The sequence below is a fragment of the Vibrio sp. genome, assembly GCF_047973365.1.
Taxonomy (GTDB): Bacteria; Pseudomonadota; Gammaproteobacteria; order Enterobacterales; family Vibrionaceae; genus Vibrio.
In genome coordinates, this window is sequence record NZ_JBKEBW010000004.1 from 20,100 (window position 1) to 45,619 (window position 25,520).

At 43.6% G+C, this 25,520-nt stretch carries 23 protein-coding genes; 10 read left to right on the plus strand and 13 right to left on the minus strand.

Annotation, left to right across the window (positions count from 1 at the left end; genetic code table 11):
- Positions 1-5: 5 nt before the first annotated feature.
- Positions 6-1,199, minus strand: a complete 1,194-nt coding sequence (locus ACK5MF_RS00465) for a glycine C-acetyltransferase (RefSeq protein WP_416918306.1) — start codon at positions 1,197-1,199, stop codon at positions 6-8.
- A 343-nt stretch (positions 1,200-1,542) separates the two neighbouring features.
- Complete coding sequence (locus tag ACK5MF_RS00470; RefSeq protein ID WP_416918308.1) at positions 1,543-2,319, minus strand: hypothetical protein; 777 nt, start codon at positions 2,317-2,319, stop codon at positions 1,543-1,545.
- On the opposite strand from ACK5MF_RS00470, the gene ACK5MF_RS00475 reads away from it, so the two are divergent.
- A complete protein-coding gene (locus ACK5MF_RS00475) occupies positions 2,318-2,455 on the plus strand; it encodes a hypothetical protein (protein WP_416918310.1) in 138 nt (45 codons plus the stop codon). The genes ACK5MF_RS00470 and ACK5MF_RS00475 overlap by 2 nt on opposite strands.
- Positions 2,456-2,546: 91 nt before the next feature.
- On the opposite strand, the gene ACK5MF_RS00480 is transcribed toward ACK5MF_RS00475, so the two are convergent.
- Entirely contained in the window at positions 2,547-3,971 is a 1,425-nt protein-coding gene (locus ACK5MF_RS00480) for an MATE family efflux transporter (RefSeq protein ID WP_416918312.1), read from the minus strand.
- A 194-nt stretch (positions 3,972-4,165) separates the two neighbouring features.
- Between ACK5MF_RS00480 and ACK5MF_RS00485 the strand changes: the two genes are divergently transcribed.
- Positions 4,166-5,323 carry an iron-containing alcohol dehydrogenase gene (locus ACK5MF_RS00485; protein ID WP_416918314.1) on the plus strand — a complete coding sequence of 386 codons (1,158 nt, stop codon included), beginning with the start codon at positions 4,166-4,168 and terminating at the stop codon, positions 5,321-5,323.
- 121 nt (positions 5,324-5,444) lie between these two features.
- Here the strand turns inward: ACK5MF_RS00485 and murP are convergent, their stop codons facing one another.
- Together murP and murQ are read right to left on the minus strand one after the other, a co-directional pair.
- Positions 5,445-6,890: a PTS N-acetylmuramic acid transporter subunit IIBC gene (murP, locus tag ACK5MF_RS00490; RefSeq protein ID WP_416918316.1), complete on the minus strand. Its 1,446-nt coding sequence runs from the start codon at positions 6,888-6,890 to the stop codon at positions 5,445-5,447.
- Positions 6,891-6,917: 27 nt separating this feature from the next.
- Complete coding sequence (murQ, locus tag ACK5MF_RS00495) at positions 6,918-7,820, minus strand: N-acetylmuramic acid 6-phosphate etherase (RefSeq protein WP_416918318.1); 903 nt, start codon at positions 7,818-7,820, stop codon at positions 6,918-6,920.
- A gap of 238 nt (positions 7,821-8,058) precedes the next feature.
- Between murQ and ACK5MF_RS00500 the strand changes: the two genes are divergently transcribed.
- Positions 8,059-8,922, plus strand: a complete 864-nt coding sequence (locus ACK5MF_RS00500) for a MurR/RpiR family transcriptional regulator (RefSeq protein ID WP_416918320.1) — start codon at positions 8,059-8,061, stop codon at positions 8,920-8,922.
- A 72-nt stretch (positions 8,923-8,994) separates the two neighbouring features.
- On the opposite strand, the gene ACK5MF_RS00505 is transcribed toward ACK5MF_RS00500, so the two are convergent.
- Entirely contained in the window at positions 8,995-9,903 is a 909-nt protein-coding gene (locus tag ACK5MF_RS00505) for an aldo/keto reductase (RefSeq protein WP_416918322.1), read from the minus strand.
- A gap of 346 nt (positions 9,904-10,249) precedes the next feature.
- Here ACK5MF_RS00505 and ACK5MF_RS00510 point away from each other — a divergent pair, with 346 nt between their 5' ends.
- The gene (locus tag ACK5MF_RS00510) at positions 10,250-12,328 is read left to right on the plus strand and encodes an alpha-amylase (protein ID WP_416918324.1); all 2,079 of its coding nucleotides are present in this window, start codon (positions 10,250-10,252) and stop codon (positions 12,326-12,328) included.
- Between the two features lie 154 nt (positions 12,329-12,482).
- Positions 12,483-13,031, plus strand: coding sequence for an Hsp20/alpha crystallin family protein (locus tag ACK5MF_RS00515; RefSeq protein ID WP_416918326.1), 549 nt, complete (start codon positions 12,483-12,485; stop codon positions 13,029-13,031).
- Here ACK5MF_RS00515 and ACK5MF_RS00520 read toward each other — a convergent pair whose 3' ends face one another.
- From ACK5MF_RS00520 to ACK5MF_RS00540, 5 genes are all read right to left on the minus strand, one after another.
- The gene (locus ACK5MF_RS00520; protein WP_416918328.1) at positions 13,032-14,234 is read right to left on the minus strand and encodes a tetratricopeptide repeat protein; all 1,203 of its coding nucleotides are present in this window, start codon (positions 14,232-14,234) and stop codon (positions 13,032-13,034) included.
- An 88-nt stretch (positions 14,235-14,322) separates the two neighbouring features.
- On the minus strand, positions 14,323-14,904 hold the full coding sequence (locus ACK5MF_RS00525; protein WP_416918330.1) for a class I SAM-dependent DNA methyltransferase: 582 nt from the start codon (positions 14,902-14,904) through the stop codon (positions 14,323-14,325).
- A 289-nt stretch (positions 14,905-15,193) separates the two neighbouring features.
- Positions 15,194-16,129 carry an aromatic amino acid DMT transporter YddG gene (yddG, locus tag ACK5MF_RS00530; protein WP_416918332.1) on the minus strand — a complete coding sequence of 312 codons (936 nt, stop codon included), beginning with the start codon at positions 16,127-16,129 and terminating at the stop codon, positions 15,194-15,196.
- 113 nt (positions 16,130-16,242) lie between these two features.
- The gene (locus ACK5MF_RS00535; RefSeq protein WP_416918334.1) at positions 16,243-16,647 is read right to left on the minus strand and encodes an OsmC family protein; all 405 of its coding nucleotides are present in this window, start codon (positions 16,645-16,647) and stop codon (positions 16,243-16,245) included.
- Between the two features lie 36 nt (positions 16,648-16,683).
- Positions 16,684-17,262, minus strand: coding sequence for an exopolysaccharide biosynthesis protein (locus ACK5MF_RS00540; protein WP_416918336.1), 579 nt, complete (start codon positions 17,260-17,262; stop codon positions 16,684-16,686).
- A 547-nt stretch (positions 17,263-17,809) separates the two neighbouring features.
- Here ACK5MF_RS00540 and ACK5MF_RS00545 point away from each other — a divergent pair.
- From ACK5MF_RS00545 to ACK5MF_RS00560, 4 genes are all read left to right on the plus strand, one after another.
- Positions 17,810-18,277 carry a dCMP deaminase family protein gene (locus ACK5MF_RS00545; protein ID WP_416918338.1) on the plus strand — a complete coding sequence of 156 codons (468 nt, stop codon included), beginning with the start codon at positions 17,810-17,812 and terminating at the stop codon, positions 18,275-18,277.
- A 207-nt stretch (positions 18,278-18,484) separates the two neighbouring features.
- Entirely contained in the window at positions 18,485-20,308 is a 1,824-nt protein-coding gene (locus ACK5MF_RS00550; RefSeq protein ID WP_416918340.1) for a putative bifunctional diguanylate cyclase/phosphodiesterase, read from the plus strand.
- A gap of 567 nt (positions 20,309-20,875) precedes the next feature.
- Positions 20,876-22,312 carry a glyceraldehyde-3-phosphate dehydrogenase gene (locus ACK5MF_RS00555; RefSeq protein ID WP_416918342.1) on the plus strand — a complete coding sequence of 479 codons (1,437 nt, stop codon included), beginning with the start codon at positions 20,876-20,878 and terminating at the stop codon, positions 22,310-22,312.
- A 236-nt stretch (positions 22,313-22,548) separates the two neighbouring features.
- Complete coding sequence (locus ACK5MF_RS00560; RefSeq protein ID WP_416918344.1) at positions 22,549-22,773, plus strand: hypothetical protein; 225 nt, start codon at positions 22,549-22,551, stop codon at positions 22,771-22,773.
- A gap of 57 nt (positions 22,774-22,830) precedes the next feature.
- Here ACK5MF_RS00560 and ACK5MF_RS00565 read toward each other — a convergent pair whose 3' ends face one another.
- Complete coding sequence (locus ACK5MF_RS00565; RefSeq protein ID WP_416918346.1) at positions 22,831-23,445, minus strand: LysE family translocator; 615 nt, start codon at positions 23,443-23,445, stop codon at positions 22,831-22,833.
- 13 nt (positions 23,446-23,458) lie between these two features.
- Entirely contained in the window at positions 23,459-23,926 is a 468-nt protein-coding gene (locus tag ACK5MF_RS00570; protein WP_416918348.1) for an Lrp/AsnC family transcriptional regulator, read from the minus strand.
- A gap of 282 nt (positions 23,927-24,208) precedes the next feature.
- On the opposite strand from ACK5MF_RS00570, the gene yjeH reads away from it, so the two are divergent.
- Entirely contained in the window at positions 24,209-25,462 is a 1,254-nt protein-coding gene (yjeH, locus tag ACK5MF_RS00575; RefSeq protein ID WP_416918350.1) for an L-methionine/branched-chain amino acid transporter, read from the plus strand.
- The last annotated feature ends 58 nt before the right edge of the window (positions 25,463-25,520 follow it).

Sequence of the window (25,520 nt, forward strand, 5' to 3'; positions counted from 1 at the left end):
AATCCTTAGATGATGTTCATCTCTTTACCGACTTCGATAAACGCGTCGATAGCTTGGTCTAATTGTTCACGAGTATGTGCCGCAGACATCTGTGTACGAATACGCGCTTGACCTTTTGGTACAACAGGGAATGAGAAACCAACAACGTAAATGCCTTTTGCCAGAGAACGCTCTGCAAACTCAGCCGCAACTTTCGCATCACCCAACATAATTGGGATGATTGCGTGGTCAGCGCCAGCCATAGTAAAGCCCGCTTCAGTCATACGAGTGCGGAAGTGCGCTGCGTTTTCCCATAGACGGTCACGCAATTCACCACTTTCTGCAAGCAGATCCAGAACACGTAGTGATGCAGAAACAATTGCAGGAGCAACAGAGTTAGAGAATAGGTATGGACGAGAACGCTGACGTAGCCAATCGATCACTTCTTTCTTACCCGACGTGTAACCGCCTGAAGCGCCGCCCATTGCTTTGCCTAGCGTACCTGTGATGATGTCAATACGATCGATAACGTTGTGGTATTCATGTGTACCACGGCCATTTTCCCCCATAAAACCAACCGCATGAGAATCATCAACCATCACTAATGCATTGTATTTATCTGCAAGGTCACAAATCGCGGGCAGGTTTGCCACCACGCCGTCCATTGAGAACACACCATCGGTAACAATCAGCTTGTGACGAGCACCTGCTTTATCAGCTTCGATTAATTGTTCTTCCAACTCTTGCATGTTGTTGTTTGAGTAACGGAAACGCATCGCTTTACAAAGACGAACTCCATCAATGATCGAAGCATGGTTTAGAGCATCAGAAATGACTGCATCTTCTTTGTCGAGTAGTGTTTCAAACAACCCGCCATTGGCATCAAAACAGGAGGTATAAAGAATCGTGTCTTCTTTGCCGAGGAATGTGGATAGCTTCTCTTCCAACGCTTTATGCGAATCTTGCGTACCACAGATAAAGCGAACTGAAGCCATACCAAACCCATGAGAGTCCATACCTTCTTTCGCCGCTTCAATCAATGCTGAGTGGTTCGCTAGACCAAGATAGTTATTAGCACAGAAATTCAAAACATCTTTGCCAGTCGAAATGTGTACAGACGCTTGTTGCTGAGAGGTAATAATTCGTTCTGATTTATAAAGACCTTCAGCTTTTACATCTTCAAGCTGGTCACGAATTTGCTGGTAAAAAGCAGTCGACATTGCATTTTCCTTCTTCGTTTTCTGGAGCATAAATAAACGGGCTATTTACACTGTAAAATAACCGCCAATAGCGATAAACGGATGCGCGTTTTACTAAACGCAACTCGCTATAAATTATCTCCTAAGTGTAATCTACTCGTTGTAAAGCGATTATCCTACTTTGCGGAAAAGCATTCATGAAACTAGAGCACAAATTAAAACGATTATACTCAAACTACTTGAAGTTGCAGGTAGGCGACAAGTGAGCGAATCCCCATGAGCATAGATAAGCTATGTGATTGGGGTGAGCGAGCGCAGCCAACACCGCTGCAGATTCAAGTAGGAAGAGTATAAATGACCCACTTTAATCTTCAAGTGGAGGGTGATTGTTCATCCATTCTTCGATAGTCAGATAGGTTTTGCCGCCGTTTTGTGCATATGGGCTCGATGTATCTATATTGACCAGTGCATCGTCAACAATATTTGCCATCGTGTACCACGTTGGCTCAGTGGTTAAATAAACAAAACGGCTGGTACCTGCGCCCGGAAGATAATTTGCATTCGCAAAGTCGCCTTTGGACACAGAGCTGTCGATAGTCGGATAGTAATCCACACCGACACTGATCAGAAGCTCTGCATCGGAATCATCGCTATCGAACCAAGCTTTGGTACGAACAAAAACCCCTAACACATCGTCTCCATCGAAAGCGACTTTACTGGTTCCGCCATGCAAAATATCGGGATGTTGAAATTCGTAATAGCCAGAGCTGTCATCGGGTCGCGCACTGCCTTGCCAAGTAACGATATCGGCGTCATAGTACGACGCCCAAGTGGTAGGCGTGACAACCAATTGCTCCCACTCTGCGTGGTTGACATCACTGCCCTTTAGCAGCCAAATTTCAAAATTGCTATAGTAGACCTTTACGTTATGGTCGATATTGGTATCCGACTCAAAAACAGTGAACCAGCCGGTTAGTGCGTTCCATGATTCAGAACTTGTCAGTGTCTTATCTAAAATCGAATCGCTCCACCAGATCGGTGCAGCATCACCTCTCGGTATCCCTTGAATCACATGTCCCGATTTTGACCAACTGGAATTTTCTGAAGCGTTTAATAAAGTCGCATCATTAGGTTGTGTCATGCTGTCAACCACCTTTGAAGCAAATGGCGACGTTGTTATGACTGGCTCAGGTGAACCTGAATCTCCACTACCGCAAGCGGAAAGAATCATAGATATGGCAATAGCTGAAATAATTTTATACATGCTAGAACTGTGAATTATAAATATGGGAAACAGATCCAGATTACCATTTATAGAACAGCAACCTCTAATATACACTTATCTCTTAATCCAATACTGACAAACAATTAAGCCCTTCTTTCACCCACTTCGATAAGCGCTTCTTCTGAAGTTGCCAATGTTTCAATATCATCTTGTTCGATAATTCGGGTTTTCTTCCAGCTACCACGGGCATACCAAGCCACAGCCACCAACGCTACCAAAATGTTGGTAACAGTGAACGACCACCAAATACCTTTTTCTGCTAGCACAGTATGTTTAGAGAGAATGTAAGCCAACGGGAACTGGAACACCCATTGAGTAAGCAATGAGAGAATCATACTGTTGGTCATATTGCCTGACGCACGAAACGCCGACATGATAGAGAGCTGCACGCCAATAAAACCCCAAGACAGGCACATCACTTTTAAAAATTCAGCGCCTTGTTCGACAACTTGTGGGTTATCTGGAATGAAAAATTTCACTACGCTTGGTGCCAGTAGATAAGCAAATACTCCGAGAATGGTCAACATCACAAAACTCCACACAGAGCCAATGACAGTAATTTTTGCTGCACGATCAATGCGATTCGCACCCAAATTCTGCCCAACCAGCGTCGATACTGCCATCGCCAAGCCCATTGCAGGAATGGTAATTAGCTGCAATATGTTTGAACCCACACCGTAGGAAGCAATGGTGACCGTGCCGAAACTCGCCACCAGAAACGACATGGTGATCAAACCCAGAGCACGAGCCGAAAGCTCTACCGAGCCTGGTGCTCCTAAAAAGAAAGCGCGTTTGATGTATATCCAGTCAGGCGACAAGTCGCTCCACTTCAGATGAATGCCGTGTTTGCCTTTAGAAAGAATATAGAAACCGGTTAACGCAGCTAATGCTTGAGTGACCAAGGTTGCCAGCGCAGCGCCGGAAACACCAAGACCGTCAAACATACCCATACCAAAGATGAATAACGGATCTAACACAAAGTTAAGTAGTACCGTACCGAACACGATATAAAGTGGCACTTTTACCTGACCAATACCTCTCATCAAAGCCTGGAACATATTGTAGACAAAAACAAAAATCACACTCACAAAGGAGATCCGCATAAAGGAGAGAGCGTTGGTATACACCGCTTCTTCAACACCTAGTAGCTTTAAGAAATAAGGTGAGAGCAGATAGCCAAGAAACCCCAACACCGCCGAGGTAATAAACACCATCAACATAGTTTGACCTGCGACATGATTTACCTTGTCATACTGCCTTGCGCCCATGTATTGCGCAGTCAGAGTGGCTCCCGCCATGGCAAGCCCCGCACCTAACGCTATGACTAAAAATGTCACCGGCATACTGACAGAAACCGCCGCCACTTCATTTGCCCCTAAGCGTCCAACCCAGAAAGCATCGGTAAGCTGATAGGCAGACTGCAAAAGCTGCCCAAAAACGATAGGAATAGCGAGAGACAATAAGGCTTTGTTGATGGGGCCATCGATTAACTGTTGTGTTTTCGCCATGCTGTCACCTCTTTATTCGACCGATTTCACATTCATCATAGACCCACATCTTCACAACAAATACAAATTAATGAAAAAAATCAGAATGTTCAGCGTCAAAATTAAAAACTTCTTAACTATTATAATTCGATCCCGCAGAGGGCGGTTTAATTGGTACAATAACCGCATTATTTGTTTTGAATCCCGAGAAAACTATGAACAATTTTACTTATTTCAACCCGACCAGAGTGCATTTTGGCAAAGGCCAAATCGCAACTCTAAAACAGGAAATAGCACCGAACAGCCGTGTTCTTATTACTTACGGTGGCGGCAGCATTAAGAAAAACGGTGTTTACGACCAAGTCATCGATACACTAAAAGATTGCAGCGTATTCGAATTCAGTGGTATCGAACCAAACCCGCATTATGAAACGTTGATGAAAGCGGTTGAACTTGCCAAGCAAGAGAAGGTTGATCTAATCCTTGCGGTGGGCGGCGGCTCAGTGATTGATGGCAGTAAGTTCATTGCTGCAGGCGCTTGTTATGACGGTGATTGCTGGGACATTATCACAACCGGTGGTAATTGTGTGAGCAAAGCTCTGCCATTGGGCTGCGTTCTAACGCTTCCTGCAACAGGCTCAGAGATGAACCGCAACAGCGTGATAACGCGTGCAGCGACGCAAGACAAGCTCTCTTTCGGCTCGGATCTGGTTCGCCCTGCGTTCTCTATTCTTGACCCAGAAACTACCTATTCTCTTCCAGCCCGGCAAATCGCTAATGGTGCGGTAGACAGTTTTGTGCACATCATGGAACAGTACATGACTTACCCTGTAAATGCGAAAGTCTCTGACCGTTTTGCGGAAAGTTTACTACTGAATATTCTCGAAGATGGTCCGGTAGCACTGGAAAAGCCAAATGATTACCAAGTGCGCGCAAACCTGATGTGGACAGCAACCATGGCTCTGAACGGCACGTTAAGAAATGGCGTACCTACTGACTGGTCGACACACGCAATTGGCCATGAACTCACTGCATTATTCGGTTTAGACCATGCACAAACATTGGCGATTGTGATGCCTTCATTGTGGCGTTATAAAAAAGAGCAGAAGAAAGGCAAACTGCTTCAATATGCAAACCGAGTATTCAATATCACTTCCGGTAGTGAAGACGAGCAAATCGAACTTGCGATTCAAAAAACAGAACAGTTCTTCACCTTAATGGGCAACCCAACCACACTGTCTGCTTACGGATTGGATGAATCGGCTATTCCTGCTGTAAAACAAAAACTCATCGAACACGGCATGCTCGCTATTGGTGAACACAGCGACATTACTCCCGATGACGTGGTAGAGATCCTTAAGCTCGCTCTGTAATACCTTCAACCTTCTTCGGGTTTAATAGAAAGAAGCGGCATAAGCCGCTTCTTTTATGCCAAAAAACGCGCCTTTGATTTCTCAAAGGCACCGCTATTTCATTCCTATAGAGGCGAATAAATCAGCTTAAATCGATGTCTTTGCTACCGAAGAAATATGTACTTAGGAAGCCGACGATGTAAGAGATTACCAAACCAGTGACGAACACCATCATGCCGGTAAAAATGCCGTGGTGAGAGGTCATCAGAGGAATCGCGACAATACCTGATGGACCAAATACCGTGTTCAAGCCCACTGGTAATCCTAGGTAAGAGACCAAACCAATGAAGAAGCCGCCTGCTGCACCACCAATGCACGCTGTCACGAATGGTTTCACGCGAGGCAGTGTCACACCGTAAATCAACGGCTCACCGATACCCAAGATACCTGGAATAATCGCACCTTTAATCTGAGTACGTAGTACCGCTTCTTTCTTCGCTTTCACATAAAGAGCCAATGCCGCACCAACCTGACCGCCACCCGCCATTGCTAGAATCGGGAACAGAGAGTTAAAGCCCTGTGCTTCCATCAATGCGAAATAGACAGGTACAAAGCCTTGGTGAATACCAAACACAACTGATATCAGGAACAGACCCGCTAAGATTGCCGCGCCAATAGGGTTGTCATTCAGATTCAGGAATAACCAAGACATGCCCTTAAACAGCTCGCCACCAATTGGCATGATCACTACATAAGTCACTACACCCATGATCAGCAGTGTGAACACCGAGGTAAGGATCATATCTAAAGAATCCGGCATAAAGCGGCGCACTCTCTTCTCAACCTGAGCACCAATAATCGCAGCAAGTAGAACACCGATGATGTTCCCACGCGGATCAATAGCATAACCGAAGAACTCACTCATTCCCGAATAAATGCCAGAAGTCGCTTCTGGGTTATAACCAAGCACAAACAGTGAAGCGAGGATTGCACCGTTGACGCCTGAACCACCAAATGCCTGCTGAGCGTTATAACCAATCAGAATACTGAGGAAAGCAAACAGACCTTTACCAAACACCTTCATGTAGGCAATCAAGTCGACCATAAACTGGCTAGGCTCTTGACCGATAACGAAGATTTGCTCTAGTAAAGTCGCAAAGCCAAGCAGTAAACCCGCAGCGATAAAACCAGGGATCAGTGGAGTAAAAATAGTCGCAAATTTGCTTAGAAAACGTTGCACTGAACTGGTTTGTTTACTTTTAACCTGCTTCTTCTGCTCTGCCGCAATCGAAGATAAGTCTTGATGTGCTGGCGCTTCACCGCCAGCGGTTAAACTGTCAATCAGCTGATTCATCAAATCCGCCGCTTGCTGTGCTTTCCCAAGGCCAAGGATGATTTGGAACTGCTCATCACTTTCTACTACGCCAAGCACGCCCGGAATTTGTTTTATCGCAGCTTGCTCAGCAACCGCATTGTTTGCCAGAGTCAAACGAAGACGAGTCATACAGTTGCCGCATTTGCTGACATTACTGCTACCACCCACCGCAGAGAGGATCTGCGATATCATTGTTTCGGTAATCTTTGCCATAAAAGAGTCCTTAATTAGCAGAGAAGATTATTTATCGTTAAGTGCAGAGCGAATAAAACCCTTGTGCTGCTGAAGTTTGGCGGCTGCCTTTTCGGCATCCAGCCCTGCAAGAATCATTAGAATGGCGGTTTTACAGTGGCGGCCACATTCGTTGAGTGCTTGTTCCGCTTCTTCACTCGATGCGCCTGTCGCTTCCACCACAATGTTGGTTTGGCGTTGAATCAGTTTGGCGTTGGTTGCTTCAACATCCACCATCAGGTTGCCAAACACTTTACCGCTGCGAATCATCGCGCCGGTTGTCAGCATGTTCAGCACCAGCTTTTGTGCCGTACCCGCTTTCATGCGCGACGAGCCTGTCACCACTTCCGCACCAACAATCGGCAGAATCGCAATTTGCGCCGCGTCAGCCATTGCGCACACAGGATTACACGCCACAGATACTGTGGTTGCCCCTACTTGTATCGCGTACTCTAAACCACCCAATACATAAGGGGTGCGACCACTTGCTGCGATACCCACCACCACATCTTTATTAGTTAAGTTCAGCGCTTTTAAATCGCTTTGTGCCAATTCTCGGTTGTCCTCTGCGTTTTCTACTGCTTTGAGAATCGCTTGATGACCGCCAGCAATCAGACCGACAACCATATCCGAAGAAGTGCCATAAGTTGGAGGACATTCGCTAGCATCTAGAATGCCCAAGCGACCTGAAGTACCCGCACCCATGTAAATCAGTCTGCCACCTTGTGCAAATGCCGCGGTAATCGCATCCACAGCTTGAGCAATCTGCGGAAGTACCGCTTCTACTGCCAACGCAACTTTTTGGTCTTCTTGGTTGATCACTTTCAGCATGTCAGTGGTTGAGAGGGTATCAATCTCAGCACTTGCTGGATTACGGCTTTCAGTAGTCAATCGACTTAAATCAATTTTCATTAGGCATTACTCGATGGAATTATCTGAGGGGGATTCTATGGAATAAAATATTCCTTTAAGGTGACGAAAATCACAGTTAAGGTTATTCTTTAACCAGAAAAACTGTGGAATAATTTATGGCAGAATAGTCATGCACAGTGGAAAACCAAGAAAATAATCACATAAAAACATTAAGATATAATCATTAGTCATTATTTCCAATTTGGAATAATTTATTCAAAATAATTGAGTTTTCGTTATGTCTGTAACCAATAAAATCATCGCTAGACGCAGTCAACTTTCACAAAGTGGTCGTCTTGTCGCCGATTGGGTCATCGAAAATGCAGCAAAAGCGGCATACATGACCAGTCAGGAGCTGGCACAAGAAGCGCAAGTGAGCCAATCGACTATCGTCAAATTCACTCAGAAAATAGGCTTTAAAGGCTATAGCGAATTTAAGCTCGCGTTGTCGGAAGAAATCGGTCGCAAACAGGCGATATCAGCAACACCATTGCACAGCGGGATATTTGCCGACGATCCACTGGCGGTGATTGCCCAGAAACTGATTAAAGCAAAAACCGAAGCAATGATTCAGACCACCAATGCACTCTCTTTTGATGCCTGTAATCAAGCTGCGCAATGGCTGAGTGATGCTCGTACCGTGCAAATTGTGGGGATTGGTGGTTCTGCCCTGACGGCGAAAGATCTCGGCTATAAACTCTTAAAATTGGGCATCACAGCCTTAACCGAACAAGACAGTCATGTGCAGATTGCAGTTGCTCGAACCCTGACAGAAAAAGATGTGCAGATAGCCATCTCCTTTTCTGGAGAGCGCAAAGAAATTCTGGTTGCAGCAGAAGCGGCCAAGGAACAAGGCGCCAAAGTAATTGCACTTAGTTCACCCAACATCGGCTCACCGAACAAAAGCCGCTTACGTCAGATAGCAGATATCACCTTTGACACCATTGCAGATGAAATGGAAAACCGCAGCTCGGCTATTGCATCAAGAAGTGCGCAGAACGTAATTACCGATCTTCTGTTCATCTATCTGGTTCAGCTTCGAGATGAAAGTGCACGACAGATGATCAGTGATATCTCTTCTGATATTCGTCAGATTCTTTGAGTTAGAAGCAGGAAATAAAAAAGCTCCCAACCTATTTCAGACCTGGAGCTTTTTCTAATCTTTAAATACTTTCTATGGCACACCGTGACCTTTAGAAGCCACCCTAACTCGATACCATTGTTCACGAGTCAGTTCTAACTCAAGTGCTGCAACAGCGGCACGTACACGTTCAATCTTACCTGAGCCAATAATTGCAAGTGGCTTAGAAGGTAGACGACGAACCCAAGCGTAGATCACTTGGTCGATGCTCTCTGCACCAATCTCTTCACGCAGTTCTTCTAACACGTTACGAACACGAACCGCTTGCTCTGACTGACCTTTAAAGATTTCACCACCACCTAGACATGACCATGCCATAGGGCGGGTACGCAGCATTTGTAGCTGATCTAAAGTACCATCATCGGCAACATTAAAGTTAAGCGGGTTAATCTCTACCTGATTGGTCACCAGTGGTTTACCCAAACGAGATTGAAGCAGTGAAAACTGAGACGGTGTGAAGTTTGAAACGCCGAAGTGTTTCACCTTACCGACTTTGTGCAGCTCAGTAAACGCTTCAGCCACTTCATCCGCGTCAAGCAACACATCTAAACGGTGGATCAACAAAACGTCAATTTCATTCACACCCAAACGTTCCAGTGAGTTGTTCACCGATTGGTAAATGTGTGCAGAACTGGTGTCATAGTGATTAATTTTGCGTTCTGGGTGCTTATCACTGCAAAGCTTGATATCACACTTAGTGACGATCTGCATTTGCTCACGAAGAGAAGGTTCTAACGCTAATGCTTCACCAAATAATGCTTCACACTCATAGTTACCGTAGATGTCTGCGTGATCGACTGTCGTGATACCTAACTCTAGGTGCTGTTTGATAAACGTTAAACGTTGTTGAGGTGTCATTCCCCAATCAGCTAAACGCCAATACCCTTGAACCAGTTCTGAAAAGTCTGGTCCTTGCGGGGCGATTGTCACTTTTGCAACCATAATATTACTCCTTAATCCGACAGAACATCCTATGCCTGTTTATAGGTGACCTCAATCAATAAAACCTGCAACTCATAATTGAAGCCCGAAGTTGTGAGACTTTCTACAGGTTAGAAATAAAGATTAGACAAATGTATAAACGTGTAAAGATAAGTGAAATATCCTTAGTGTTCGCCCTTTGTCCGCTTTCTACAAGCAGCCGATAAACTACGCCCCCAAATTATTTTTTGTGAAGCACTTCAAGCTCTTAAGGCGTAGAGCGAGGAATGATGTGCCTAATCTTTAATCGATTTATCCTAAAGTCTGTTTACCTAGAGGGACTATAAGATCCCATATGGACGTGACGATGAAACTAAAAACGTTAACCTTTGCCTTATGTGCCATTATTCCAAGTGCTTTTGCAGCACCTAATTTGACAATAGCCACGACAACCAACAGTCGTGACTTTCCGCTCGACAGCCAGAACCCTTTAGTGATTCCACTGACCAAGGATGACTACACACTGACTGTTACAGGTGTGGAAGGTGACTGCCAGTCTGAACAAATATTGAGCATCAAATTCAATACACCTGTTGCACTTAACTGTTCAAAAGCGACCACCTTGCCACTGAAAATTCGCTTTACTGGCGATTACGCGTTTAGCTATGACGACAAAGCACAAACGCTGACGTTTGTTCGTCAGGCGAAGAAAACAGCGAACAGTGAATTCAAACGACCGATTCCAGATGTCACCTGTGAGAAATACTCTGGCGGCGAAGTTACTGTCAAAGTCGGTGATACTTTCACAAACGGAACGCAATTAAGAGATGCTTTCAGTGGCAAAATGGTGACAGTAAAACAAGGTGCCGTATCATTAACCCCACAAGCGAACAGCGGTGGCTTGATCTTACTTGAACCTGTTGCAGCCAAGCCTCAGCCATTCAACTACCGTAATGCCAATATCTATTTCGTCATGGTTGATCGTTTTAACAACGGCGATACCAGTAACGACAACAGTTATGGGCGAAAAAAAGATGCTAAAAATGAAGTCGGCACCTTTCACGGTGGTGATCTCAAAGGCGTAATTGAAAAACTAGACTACATCAAAAAATTAGGCACAGACGCTATCTGGTTGTCGCCAATCGTTGAGCAAATCCACGGTTTCGTTGGTGGTGGGGACAGTGGCTCTTTCCCGTTTTACGGCTACCACGGCTACTGGACTCGTGATTTCACCAAAATTGATGCAAACTTCGGCGTTGATGAAGACTTAAAAATACTGGTTGAAGAAGCCCACAAACGTGACATAAAAATTCTGTTAGATGCCGTTCTCAACCACTCAGGATATGCCACACTAGCCGACTTACAAATCGATCACATTGATGTGGTAAACAACGCTAATTTGCCACAAAAATGGGCCGATTGGTCACCAACCAGTAGTGAGAACTGGCACAGTTTCCACCAGTTCATTGATTACAACAGCAACAACTGGAAAGACTGGTGGGGAGGAGACTGGGTTCGTGCAGGATTACCCGGCTATACCAAACCGGGATCTGGCGATATTACGATGACACTGGCAGGTCTTCCCGATTTTCGCACCGAATCAGCAGACTTTGTGAAGCCGCCAGAATGGTTGCTAAAAAATGAAGGAACCCGTGTGAAGGTGAGGGATAATTTTACCGTTTCAGACTATCTCATCGAATGGCAAAGCGATTGGGTGAAACGTTTTGGTATTGATGGCTACCGTGTAGATACAGTAAAGCATGTTGAAGGTGAAGTGTGGCAACGTCTAAAACAGACAGCCAGCGATAATCTCAATCAGTGGCGCAAAGAACATAACAAACAAGGTGAACCGTTTTGGATGATGGGCGAAGTATGGGGACATGGCGCGTACCGCAGCCCGTATTTTGATGATGGGTTCGATGCGCTGATTAACTTTGATGTGCAGAAAAAAATGGACAAAGGGGCTACCTGTTTAAGTCAGATGGAAAGTGTTTATCAGGAGAATGCGAAAACTTTGCAACAACAGGCGGATTTCAACCCCGTGAGTTATATGTCATCTCACGATACCGAGCTGTTTTTCAGCCGTTTCAAATCCTTTGAGATGCAACGTAACGCGGCCAACGCCCTGTTGCTAAATCCGGGTGCGGTGCAAGTGTATTACGGTGATGAAGTGGCTCGCGACTTAGGTCCATATGCCGACGATTTCCACCAAGGCACACGTTCAGATATGGTGTGGAGGTTGGATGCAGAACGCGAAACGTTACTAAAACACTGGCAAACCGTTGGGCAGTTCAGACAGCGTCATCCTGCGGTGGGAGCAGGGAAACACCAAGTGATTAAGCAGCAATCATCAACGGGGAATACACCATACGTATTTTCTCGCACGCTGGGTGAAGACAAAATCATAGTTGTATTTGTGGGTAAGCGAGTACGCAGCGAGCATTAAAATGAGGGTTACAGAAAAAAGGGGATTTGAGTTCAGTTTTTTGCTACTTGAAATACGCTTGATTTTGATCAATTAGAATTCAATTTTCCCGTCACATAACCAGATAACGACTACAATTAATGAGGTAGTAAAAGATAGGAAATAGGAGGTTATGATGAGCTTAATTCCTCGTGATTCATGGTCTGATTTCTATCGCGTATTTGATCATGCATTCCCATCAATTCGGACCCGATTTGATGCGGAAGCTTTTTCACCCCGCGTTGATGTGATTGAAAAAGAAACCGCATTCGAAATCATTGCTGATTTGCCGGGAGTTGCCAAAGATGATGTTGTCATCACCTATAAAAATGGAGCGCTCACAATAGAAGCCTCCACCAGCAAAACCGAAGAAAAGAAAGATCAAGACAAAGTCATTCACAAAGAACGCTATGAAGGAAAAATGGTACGCAGTTTTTCTTTAAGCGACAACGTAAATCCAAAAGACATTTACGCTGAATTTGAGGATGGCGTGTTGGTTGTGGTGGTCCCTAAGTTAGAAACACAACCAGTGGAAGATCACCGTATCCCATCAGCTAGTCGATTTCTGTCTGGCATGTGCAACATTCAAAACTGGGTGATACGAGAATCTAGAAGATATAGGAAATCATATTTAGAGATAACAAAAAGCCCCAAAAGTTATTTTTCTGGGGCTTTTCTTATTTGATTAAGAATGTTTATCCATAGTGGTATTGGCGTAATCTGGCTTTTGTGGTGACTCCTGAACCTCAAGAAAAGTGTTTTCTTCCATCTGCTCTGGCAGCTCAAATTCCAACTCGTCAAAATCATCCATTGAGGCAAGTTCTTCACGCAATGTTTCACTCGCATTCTCGACAATTTCACTGTCATCTAATACCGCACCTTTATCTGGTACAGGAATTTGGCGTTTATATAATTTGTTCAAGGCGCGAATAATCGCATGTTTGTTCACTTTCCCGGTTGCGATTTTCTTTTGCAATGGCCTTGCCAATGCTTGTAATCCGACAACAGAGTTCACCCCCATGTTACTGCCAACTTTGTCACGCATAGTTCGCGCTGGCTCATAACCAAAGTGGGCAGACAAATATAACCAGATATAGGCAATAGAATTTCCATTTGACCCTCTATCTATCCATGCCTCGGCTGCATGGTACATAGATTCTGCGTGACCTTTCTCAGAAGCGCGCTCCAACCAATAACAACCTCTGTCATGGTTAGCAGTAACACCAACGCCTCGAAGATAATTGATGCCTAATTTCATCATGCCTTCAAGGCTGTTCCTTTTTGCTGCTTTTGAGTACCAATAGGTAGAATCACCCGGCAATGGAGAAACATTATCTTTGGAGATACACCAATCCCCCATGTAGATGATAGCTTCAATATGCTTTCTTTCTGCCGCATCTTGGATCATAGCCAAGCCTTTTACGACATTAACCTCAGTGCCAAGTCCCGAAATAAACGCACAGCCTGTCTCATATTTGGCTTGTAAATCGCCTTCTAGACCATCGATGTACGACTGCCAAAAACGTCCTTTTTCACGCAAGATCATGTCATCACGCATTTTGTTGCAAATACGCACCACTCCGTGCATGCCATTAACATTGTCAAACTGCGCGGCTTTTTCGTACCAAAACAGCGCTTCACGCGAATTCTTTCTTTCCGCTTCTTTCGCTAAATACAATATTGTTGGAATATGACCAGATTCAGCTTGAAATAAACGTTCCTTACGCTCTTCTTCTCGCGTACGTTCCAACGCCTTACGATAGGCTTCTTCACGTTCTCTTTTCTCTTCTTCCAGCCTTTTTTTTCGTACCGAAAGCGAGATCATCCAGACAAAAATCAGGATGAAAGACAGGCCCAATGCGCCGATGACCATACCAATAATATTCATATATTCTCTGTTTTAATTATCCTATTGGATTCTATACACCCCAAAAAGACACTATGGTTCTTTAGCTATATCAGGGCTATATCTGAAATTACTTACGCCCTACACCCATAATGACCGATTTCAGCCCTTGGGCGGTGTTCAATTCGAACGCGATACGAGTTTCAACGTCTGAAAACCCTGCTTTGATCAATGTTCTTTCAATATCGGTTTGGCTTAAACCATATTCGGGATCCGCATCATCCACTAACCAATCCCAATGAACAAACAGTCCGTCTTCATCTAGTAGAGAATGAATAATGACAGCTACTTCCTGAAAATCAGCAACGAATCCGCATACTGAAGAAGCGATTATCAAATCAAACTGTTTACGAAACGCTGGATGCTGAGCGACCAAACCACGAGTTAAATGATCAACGACAGGTTCGACATTTTTCAGTTCTTTTTTGTCTAGCTCTTCAATCATGGCTTCAGAGCAATCTAATGCGACGATATCTTTTGCCAATGGAGAAATCAGTTGAGTCAGTAAACCTGTACCACAACCAAAATCAAGCACATGTTTCCCTGCTACGCTTGTCATTTTTTGAAGTTGTTGGAATACGTTTTGTGCAAAAGTGGTTGTCGTTTCATCTTTTTCCCAAGTGAGTGCGTATTCGTCCCAATCGTGCGCCATCATGGCCTCCGTGTTACTTCGTGTATTCGGCAATTACGTCAAGATTAAACCAAAACGCAGTATTGTTCCTAGCGTTAGAATGCAATCTTATTGAAGAAATAGAGATTCTTCCGCAATTCTTATTCCGCATATCCATTTTTGTCACAATAATGTAGAAAATGATAAATCTATCATGTAAACAAATCGACTCAGCTGTTGATAGGAAGTTGTGTAATTTTTGAAGCAGGCAAAGTAATGCAAGCTAACATTGAATATATAAAACCCTCGCTAAAGGCGAGGGTTTGTTTTCTTATTCACTGCTCAGTTTTTCATTACCAACAGCACTATTGTTTAGATCCGAATCTACTTTGTTGCGTGTAACCCACCAACAAATCAAAGAACCGATGGTTACCATCACTACACCTTGCCAGAAAGATACCCCCAAAGTGACACCTAATATGGCGGAAGAAAACAGAGTAGAAAATACCGGAGTAAAATAAGACAACGTAGCCAGTAGCATCATGTTGCCACGCAAAATGGCCACATTCCAAAGAGCGTAACCGCTGCCCATAACAATGCCCGCGAGTGCTAAGTTTAATGTAGAAGACAATGTAAACTGCACCGCTCCTTCCACACTGACTGCATACTTAATCCAAAGTGACATTGCCGTCATGATAAAGAACAGCGTAATCGCATTTTGCCCGTTGGCTAGAGTTTTGGTCACATTACAGTAAACCGCCCAAATAATCGCGCCGATAAATGCCATGAAATAAGTCACAGGGTTCGTGGCAACGTTTTCGCTAATTGCCGATACAGACAAACCTTGCTCGCCAGTGATAGTCCAAGCAACACCTACGAATGCTAATGCAACACTAGGGTAAACAAGAATATTGGTGGCTTTCTTGCTAGTCAGCACGGCAAGCAAAACAGTTAACGCTGGCCAAAGATAATTGACAACCGCCATTTGCATAGCCTGATGCCTGTCATTTGCCATACCGAGTGCAAGCGCTAAACAAATCTCGTAGCTAACAAATAATCCGCCACCAATCACCAGATACTTTAGCGAGAAACGCTTGAGTTTAGGAAACCCCATCACCAGTATCAAAAACAGTGAAGCGGCTGTATAGATAAGGGCCGCACCGGCAATTGGGCCGAATTGTTCGGTGACAGTGCGAGTTAACCCCATTGAGCACGCCCACAGCAAAATAGCAGCAACACCAAACAAAGTATGTTTATGACCAGACAAAACCTTTCTCCCAATACAACGGAAGGTCGCACTGTAATTTAAATCATGGAAAGAGAGAAGATAACAATTGTTCTTAATAACCACTGTTCTTAATAACCACTGTTGCGTTTCAATTAAGCAGAAGCGATTTCCCAGCTATGGGTCATATCCACAGCCTCACCCAACATCAAGCATACAGAGCAGTATTTTTCCAACGAATCTGTCGTCACACGTTCAACAATTTGGGCATCAATATTTTCACCAGTAACAACAAAATGGATGTTTATCTTAGTAAAAAGACGAGGTGCAGTTTCACGTCGCTCAGCAGACAATTTCGCCACACAAGCCGTTACTTTTTGATCCGCTTTTTTAAGCCCATCCACAACGTCGACCGAACTGCAACCACCCGCGCCAAGTAGCACCATTTCCATTGGGCTAGGTGCAGTGGCTCCACCGTTACCATCCATTACAATAGAATGACCTGAGTTAGATTGACCTAAAAACTTAAACTCTTCGACCCACTTTACTTTTGCTTCCATTTTCTTACTCATTGTTAATTGTTTCAGAAACCGATTTTATAGCGCTAACATCAGAGAATTCCATGCCATTCTAACCATAATATGGCTGATCCACATGGCCACCAACGCGATCCCGCAACCTATGATAAGGCATAAACCATCTCGCTCAATAATACCCAAAGCCAGACAAATAATCGCGAAGTTTGGCAGAAAGTTAATAAATGGTAATGGCAGAATTGCGATAAAGGCTAAAACGCAGATAATTGCACCAATTATTCGTCGCGGGTTTGCTCTGGATAAAGGCTCCCATCTTGGTTTTACGAATTCTTCAACACGTTCCAACCAGGGCATCACTTCTTGAGCGAACTTAAGTGTTTTTTCACGATGAATCCGTTGTTTTTGAATAATATTCGGTAACCTTGGCGCATGAAACCCCAAAGCGATCTGCAACCCTAATAGAAAGTCAGCTACAGCAGCAAAGAAGGAAATGCCAGGGATAATCCCAGCCAAACTTAACATAATAAGTAAAGCACCATATGAGCGACGTCTAAGTAGCTCCAAAAGTTCACCAATAGTCATATATTGCTCAGGATGAGTCTTAAGCGTATTGATGAGAAACTGCGAGGTTTTTTCCAAGGGGTCACCAAAATTTTTAGCCGAGACAAATGCTAGTTATACTCAAACTACTTGAAGTTGCAGGTAGGCGGCAAGTGAGCGAATCCCCATGACCACAGATTACCATGCGTGATTGGGGTGAGTGAGCGCAGTCCCCATACCAGCACATAAAGCGCTGCAGCTTCAAGTAGGAAGAGTATATTCAATATCTAGCACTTAACGAAGTGAACAAACATTATCAGTTTTGTCGTTATAAGACGCAATAGACCCTGACGCCCCAAAAGAAAAATATTCAAAAAACACACAAACAACTAAAACGTTAACCGAGGTAGCGGCTAGAATGGTATCACTCAACAGGCACAAACTTGGCTCAGCTGCTTTTGATTTGATATGTTTTCCTAGAGTGGCTTCTCACCACCCTATCGGGCGAGAGCTTACGGCGAAATTGTTAAATGACTGGAAATCAGGATATTATTAACCACCAATGATTTGAAGTCGAAGTAATGGCTTTAAGTAACAAAGAAATGGTCTAAAACCTAACATAAGACTCAGCAGAGGAAACCTGACTATGATTTCGAAATGGGCGCAACGTTTTTACCAAATGGCAGAACTTGTTGGCTCTTGGAGTAAAGACCCTTCAACTCAAGTAGGGGCTGTTATTACAAAACAAAATCGAATTGTGTCCGTGGGCTTTAATGGTTACCCACATGGTATTTCGGACAGCGCAAACACTGACGATAGAGATATGAAATATCTCAAAACGCTACACGCTGAAGAAAACGCCATTCTGTTTGCTAAACGGGACTTAGACGGTTGTGAGATTTACGTAACTCATTTCCCTTGCCCAAACTGTGCAGCGAAAATCATCCAAACCGGGATATCAGCTGTACATTGTCCAGAGCAAACTGAAGATTTCCTCTCTCGTTGGGGAGATAAAATTAAGGTGAGTCAAGATATGTTCCTGCAAGCTGGAGTGACCATTAACTGGTTGCCAATCAATGAGTTGAAGCCAATTAGCAAGATCCATAAAGAATGATAAAAATAGCCCTCTCGTGTGAGGGTTATTTTTTGCCCCAATTGTGTATCAAAAGTGAAACGACGATGCAACTTCGAACTTTTTGCTACATTTTTCTGCATACTGCTCAATATTTGGCAATAACAAAGTCTACACTGGAATTCAGGTATTCGATTTAATTGCCGAGATTCGTTTATCTAGTGGTTACAGATAGGAAAAGGATGATCCATGGATTCCACTACAATTACGAGCAACAAACCAGACCAAAAACACTTTCTTGTCACGATTCTATTTCTGCTCGCAGTGAGCGCCGTAAGCTATACCTTATTAACAGAACATCAGGCACTCGCTCGTTATTACTTTGTTTATCCACTGTGTATGCTCGCAGCTTATTTCATGGGCAGTATATGGTTTAAAGGTGTGTTATCCATTATAACGCTACTGCTACTGCTCACCGGAAGCTATTTTGAACCACTCAATATTAGCGTGCTTTCTCAGTCCTTTATTTTGATTCCACTCTGTTACATTGCTATTTTCCCCGGTTCACTGTGGCCGATAGTGGTTGCCTTAAGTATTATCGGTGTTTATATCCCCCATATTACTAGCGTCCAGACATTTGAGTTTATACAAGCAGCGATTGAACTTTCTGCTATTGCTATTTTCGCTACCGGCGGAACTTTTTATAAGCAAAAATTAAGCAGAGAAGTCGAACGCTACCGCAAAGACAGCCTTACGGATTTTCTGACTCAAATGTCAAACCGGAAAGCATTCAAACAAGAGCTTGAATCCATAGCCAAAATATCCGGTGAAAACAGCCGGTTTAAATTCGCTCTGTTATTGTTAGATCTTGACGATTTTAAACAAATTAACGACTCATTAGGTCACCAACAAGGTGACCTGCTATTAATCCAATTTGCTAAACGTTTAAGCAGTTTAGATTTCAATCGTATTAATATTTATCGCCTCAGTGGCGATGAGTTCGCAGTATTGCTACAGGATAAATACGACATAAATTTCTATTCTCAGCAAGTGGCAAATTACATATTGGAAGCATGTCGTGCCGAGTATCACCTTGATAAACGTAGTTATACTATGACTATCAGTATTGGTATTGCTTCTTTGGACATTGCAGCGTTCAACACTGATATCTGGTGTCGCAACGTCGATATTGCACTAAAAAGGGCGAAACAATCTGGCAAGAACAGTATCCAATGGTTTGACGAAAACCTAGTCGGAGAAACAATACGTAGCTATCAAATAGAACGCGAACTTAGCGACGCAATCGAAAAAGGACAATTGGCGCTCTATTACCAACCCAAGGTCGATATCAGAACCAATAAAGTTCATGGTGCAGAAGCACTCATTCGCTGGAAACATCCAGATTTAGGTATCATCGCACCGGATGAATTTGTCGGTGTGGCAGAGCGCAGCCAGCAAATTATTCCTATCGGACGTTGGGTTATTGAAACCGCATGTCAACAAGCTAAGATATGGGATCAACTCGGACATCCCATCTGCGTTGCAGTTAACGTTTCAACCGTACAGTTTCTCTACGATGACATATTCCATGTGGTGACAAAAGCTCTGCGAGATTCGCAGCTTAATCCTCAACTATTGCAGCTTGAGATCACCGAAACAACATTGATGCAGCAACCAGAACGCATTGTTGATGCTTGCCACGATTTGCGGACCTTAGGTATTCGTGTCGCTATTGATGATTTTGGTGTTGCTTACTCTTCATTGAACTACTTAAAGCAGTTGCCGATAGATGTGTTAAAAATCGACAAATCATTCATTGACGAATGCTGTTTAAACCACAATGACCACATGCTGGTACGTACCATTATTCAGCTTGGTCACAACATGGGTAAAATCGTCACCGCTGAAGGTGTTGTGAATGATGAACAACTTTATCTACTTGCCACAGAACAGTGTGATGAGCACCAAGGTTATTTGTACTCTCAACCCGTGCCACCTTATGAATTTATGGCATTACTCTCCAGCAGAAAAAACATCGCTATCCCTAGACCTCCAGTGGCAGCGAACCAATAATACCAATTTCACTATTAAACTGTTCAGTCTTAGACAATGAGCACCGAACGCAAACACGCATCAATTCGTCCATGAAGCTCCGCCGAGCCATCCATGGCTCGGAGGGTTTGCTTATCGATACTCAATGTCCACTTGATCAGGTAATTAATATGATTGGTATAAATTGTTATTCAGAGTTTCATCAACGCCATATTTCTCACGCTCATACATTAAAGGGGTTCTAGCGCCCTTTAATGTTTACTTTTTCCGTAGATAGAATGATTTACACCTAATAAATGAGTGAAATATTAGAATGAGTTAAAGCCAAAATAAGACATTTCGCCAGATAGTCGCAAAATAAGTTACCTCACCACCATTCTGTCAATACGTATAAACACTTAAAATAATCCATGAAGACACTGAATAGAATTAATTTATCAGACAAATATTTTGATATTATTTTTTCTAGCAGAATAACATATTAGCCATTACAATCCTGACACATAAAAATAACAATATTTATCCCCAATACCAAACGCAGTAAAAACTGTGGGTATTCGCTCAACATAACGTGAAAGGTTTATAGCAATGAGCCCAGAAAAACATTTACTTGATTGGCAAGTCAGCCAAACTTTAGCAGAATCGATGTTACCGATTATCGGTCAACTCTATCGTCTGAAAGGTGTTGAAATCACTTTGTTTGGTAAAACGCTGATTAATGCCGCAACTATTGACGTCATAAAAACTCATCGAATTGCCCGCCGTTACACTGGAACAGCGCTTTCTCTACAACAAACCATGCCCATTTTGCAACGTTTGGCAAAACTAGACCTTTCACCATGCCGCATTGATATTGGACAACTTGCTCATCAATTTTGGCAGCAGCATACCGATGAACATGGTTTGGATGACTTTATTCATACCGCCCTGCATAGCAACCTTAACGGAAGCGCAATTACACCACCCAAAGACGTGGTTCTCTATGGTTTTGGCCGCATCGGTCGTTTATTGGCTCGCCTACTGATCGAAAAAAGTGGCCCAGGCTACCCACTAAGACTACGAGCAATTGTTGTACGCGGTGGTAAACATGGCGATTTAGAAAAACGAGCAAGTTTGTTGCGACGTGATTCAGTACACGGCCAATTCAACGGCAGCATCATCGTAGACAACGAACATAAAGCCCTCATAGTGAATGGCAATTTCGTCCAAGTGATTTATGCCAACGCTCCTGAAGAGGTTGATTACAACAGTTATGATATCAATAACGCACTCGTGGTAGATAATACGGGTATATGGCGAGACAGCGAAGGTCTAAGTAGACACTTATGCTCAAAAGGCGTAGGCAAAGTGCTACTTACTGCGCCAGGAAAAGGGGATATTAAGAACATCGTATTCGGTGTTAACGAGTCGGTTATTCAACCTGAAGACACCATTATTTCTGCCGCAAGCTGTACTACAAACGCTATCACGCCGATTTTAAAAGCGATGAATAATAAATTCGGCATCGTATCTGGGCACATTGAAACGGTACACTCATTCACCAACGACCAGAACCTGATTGATAACTTCCATAGCGGCGCACGACGTGGTCGTTCAGCATCACTGAACATGGTGCTCACAGAAACTGGCGCAGCAAAAGCGGTTGCGAAAGCTCTACCTGAACTGGCGGGTAAACTGACCGGTAATTCAATCCGAGTGCCAACCCCCAATGTTTCAATGGCAATTGCTAACCTGAACTTAGAACAAGGTACTGATAAAGAAACACTCAATGCATATCTCCGAGAAATGGCTCTAAATTCAGCACTTTCTGCGCAAATTGATTACACAGAATCAACAGAAATTGTCTCCTCAGATCTTGTTGGATCGCGTTACGCCGGTGTAGTCGATGGTGCAGCAACGATTGCTCAAGACAACCGCTGCGTGCTGTACGTTTGGTACGACAATGAGTTTGGATACAGTTGCCAAGTAGTTCATTGTATGGAACAGATGATGGGCGTTCGTTACAAAACGTATCCACAAAAATAGAGAATTAACCTCCACAACATAATAATAACCGATACTGACGAAGTCACTGCTGTACTGTCCAGTCGTCGCTTCTGAAGACATACCCCCCCGATTCGCCGCTCCATCCCTGATAAGAGCGGCTTTTTTTTAGTTAATGTTAACCATTTGGGAATCAAGCCGTTGGTCTTTCATCGATCTGTTCATGTTTAATTCATCTACGCTCGATTAGGATAAAGACAATTAAACAGGAGCAGACAATGAACAGATTTATTATTACCGCACTGACGCTCATTACTGGATTTTTTGCCATTGCATTTAGTTTGTTACTCGCCATTCCGCTGACAATTGCAGCGCTCATCACGGGCAAAAGGTTGCAAAATCAAATGAAACGCCGGCCGTTCTATCAAGCTCAGAACAATAACAACTACGGAAATACTATCGATGGTGAGTTTGAAGAAGTGAATAGCAGACCCAAATATTAAAATAGCGCCTCGAAACAAGGCGCTATTTCATCGTTCATGAAGCAACGACTGATAAGCCTAAACGGTAAATAATACTCGCGCAGCTAACAGCAACAGCACAACGCCAGACAAGCGGTCAATCAAAACAGCTCTTGAACGCAGTTTATTGAGAATCAGTGGGCTGGATAAAAGAAACGTAATAAAGGTATACCATAAACCGTCCACAACAAACGGCGTCACGACGATAATAGCTTTGCTGCTGAGTTCATGTCCTACTGCAACAAACTGACTGAACAGTGCAATAAAGAATAACGCAATTTTGGGGCTCAACAGTGAAATGAGAAAGCCTTCACGAGCAGATTGCCAAGCACTTACTGTTTCTCCTGATTCCAGTTTTGCTGCCACACCACCTTTCGAACGTAAAGCATTAAAGCCTAAATAAGCTAAGTAAGCAGCACCTGCATAACTAATAGTTTTGAACAGTAATGGTGACTGATGAAGTAATACTGCCAAACCAATCAAGGTAATAAAAGCATAGATACCAATGCCAAAAGCGTGCGCCCAAGCCGTTGCTAAACCATTATGGCGTCCACCTGCTAGGCTATGTTTTGCCACCATCGCTAAACTAGGTCCAGGTGACATCGCCCCTAATAGGCAAATAGTGAAAAGTGATAGCCAAACTGTCATTGTCATTTAAATATATTCCTTATTTCTTCGATGCTATGTTTGTTGAAGAAGATGTATCAAATAACTCTTTTAAAACCGTATGCGTCATTAAATGGCGCAGTTGTGGGTAGCTTTGCAGCTCATCTCGAATCGCATTTAACTTTGCCATACTTTCCACTTCGACATACAGCATCATGTCGGTTTCACCACTGATGGCGTGACACCGTTTGACACCCGAGATCAGATAAATTTTCTGCGCGTACATTTCACAGGAATGCAAACTCGCAGAAGTATCGAACTTTAAGGCGAAATAGGCACACACATTATTGGTGTGATCAGATGTCGCAATTTGGGCGTGATAACCCAAAATGACTTTATCTTGTTCTAGCTTCTTAATTCGTGCCGTTACGGCTGATCGAGAAAGATTTACTTCACGGGCAATGTCACTCACTGAAGCTCTTGCATTCCCTTTCAGTATCTCTATGATTTGTCTGTCAAATTTATCCATTGCACATTCCCATTCTTATTGTTTTTCAAGCCTTCCTCCTCAAGAAACCTCGAAAAATAACCAACTTATCCCGTTGATTAATGGTTAATTTGACACAATTTGCATTTCTAGACTACTGGCAATTAACAGCAAGTTTCGCTATGAAAAGAGTTTCAACGTCAAAATGGCGGTATTTAGGGAAAAAAATGTCACTTTGGCGTTCATGCAAACCGTTTTGCAAGATGCATCACAAGCCAGATTTGAGTAAGCTTGGCAACATAATAACAATCAGGGAATGAACTCATGAATCAACTCAAGCAAGAGATCACTTTACTCTCCGGTATTGGTCAACTGTCGACCACTCTAATGGGAACCGGATTGTTTATGATCCCAGCCATTGCGGCTGGTATTGCCGGCCACTTTTCACTTTGGGCTTGGTTAATCTTGTTTGTGGCAGTCTGCCCTGTTGCTTTAACTTTCGCAGCGTTAGGTAAAAAGTACCCTAACGCTGGAGGCACTGCATATTTCGTTCGAAAAGCGTATAACACCCGATTAGAACGTGCCGTGGCCTGGCTATTTGTAAGCGTCATTCCTGTAGGCGTACCCGCGGCTGTCGCCTTAGCTGCGGGCTTTTTACAGCAATTGTTACCTGCTCAGTTCAATAATGCCATCTTAGCTCAAGTGCTCACTTTGACACTGCTTATTGGCGTAAACCTAGCAGGTACAAAATCCTCCGGCCGACTACAAACGGTCATTGCACTAAGCATCTTCGTTCTCGTTGCCTCATTTCTTTGGATTGGCGACGTAACAGCGGCAGATTTAGCTATGCCAGCACTGGATACTAACGCTATTTGGTCCATCGGTGCGGCATTAGGAGTGATGTTCTGGTGTTTCGTCGGTATTGAAGCCTTTGCTCACATGGGGGAAGAATTCAAAAATCCACAACGCGATTTTCCAATTGCCATCTTAGTGGGATGTTTCGTTGCTGGTGCAACTTATTGGGCTTGCTCAGTCGTTATTTTGAAGTTTGGTGCTTTTGGTACCTCAGAGTTCGACAGTACTTCTATTCCTTGGTTGAGTGATAAACTGTTTGGTCCTCGTTTGGCATCAATCATAAGTATCATCGGTTTCTTCGCATGTTTTGCCAGCATTAATTTATATACCCAAAGTCTCTCAAGAATGGTTTGGGCTCAAGCTCGTGAATACCGCCCAGAAAGTTCCTTTGCTCAATTGTCCAAACGAGGCGTACCATCAAAAGCGACAGGACTGGTCTTTGGTGTGTTGTTAGTATCATGTCTGGTTGGTGAATATTCCAACCTAGATTTGGAGTTTTTCCTCAAGCTTGCCAATGGTGTGTTTGTTTTGGTGTATCTGCTTGCCATGTTAGCAGCCTATAAGTTGTTGTCAGGCTTGCAGAAGCTTCTTGCTGCTCTTGCCTTAATTCTTTGCACTGGTGTGTTTATCTGCTTGGGTTGGTCAATGCTGTATGCTGTTGTTATCTTTACTGCGTTTGCATTCCCTTGGCGCCGGGAAGTGAAAACCCGTCATCCAGCTTAAAAGCCATTCACCCAGTTTATGAAACCATTCACCTAACTTATAAAACCAGCCACCTAGC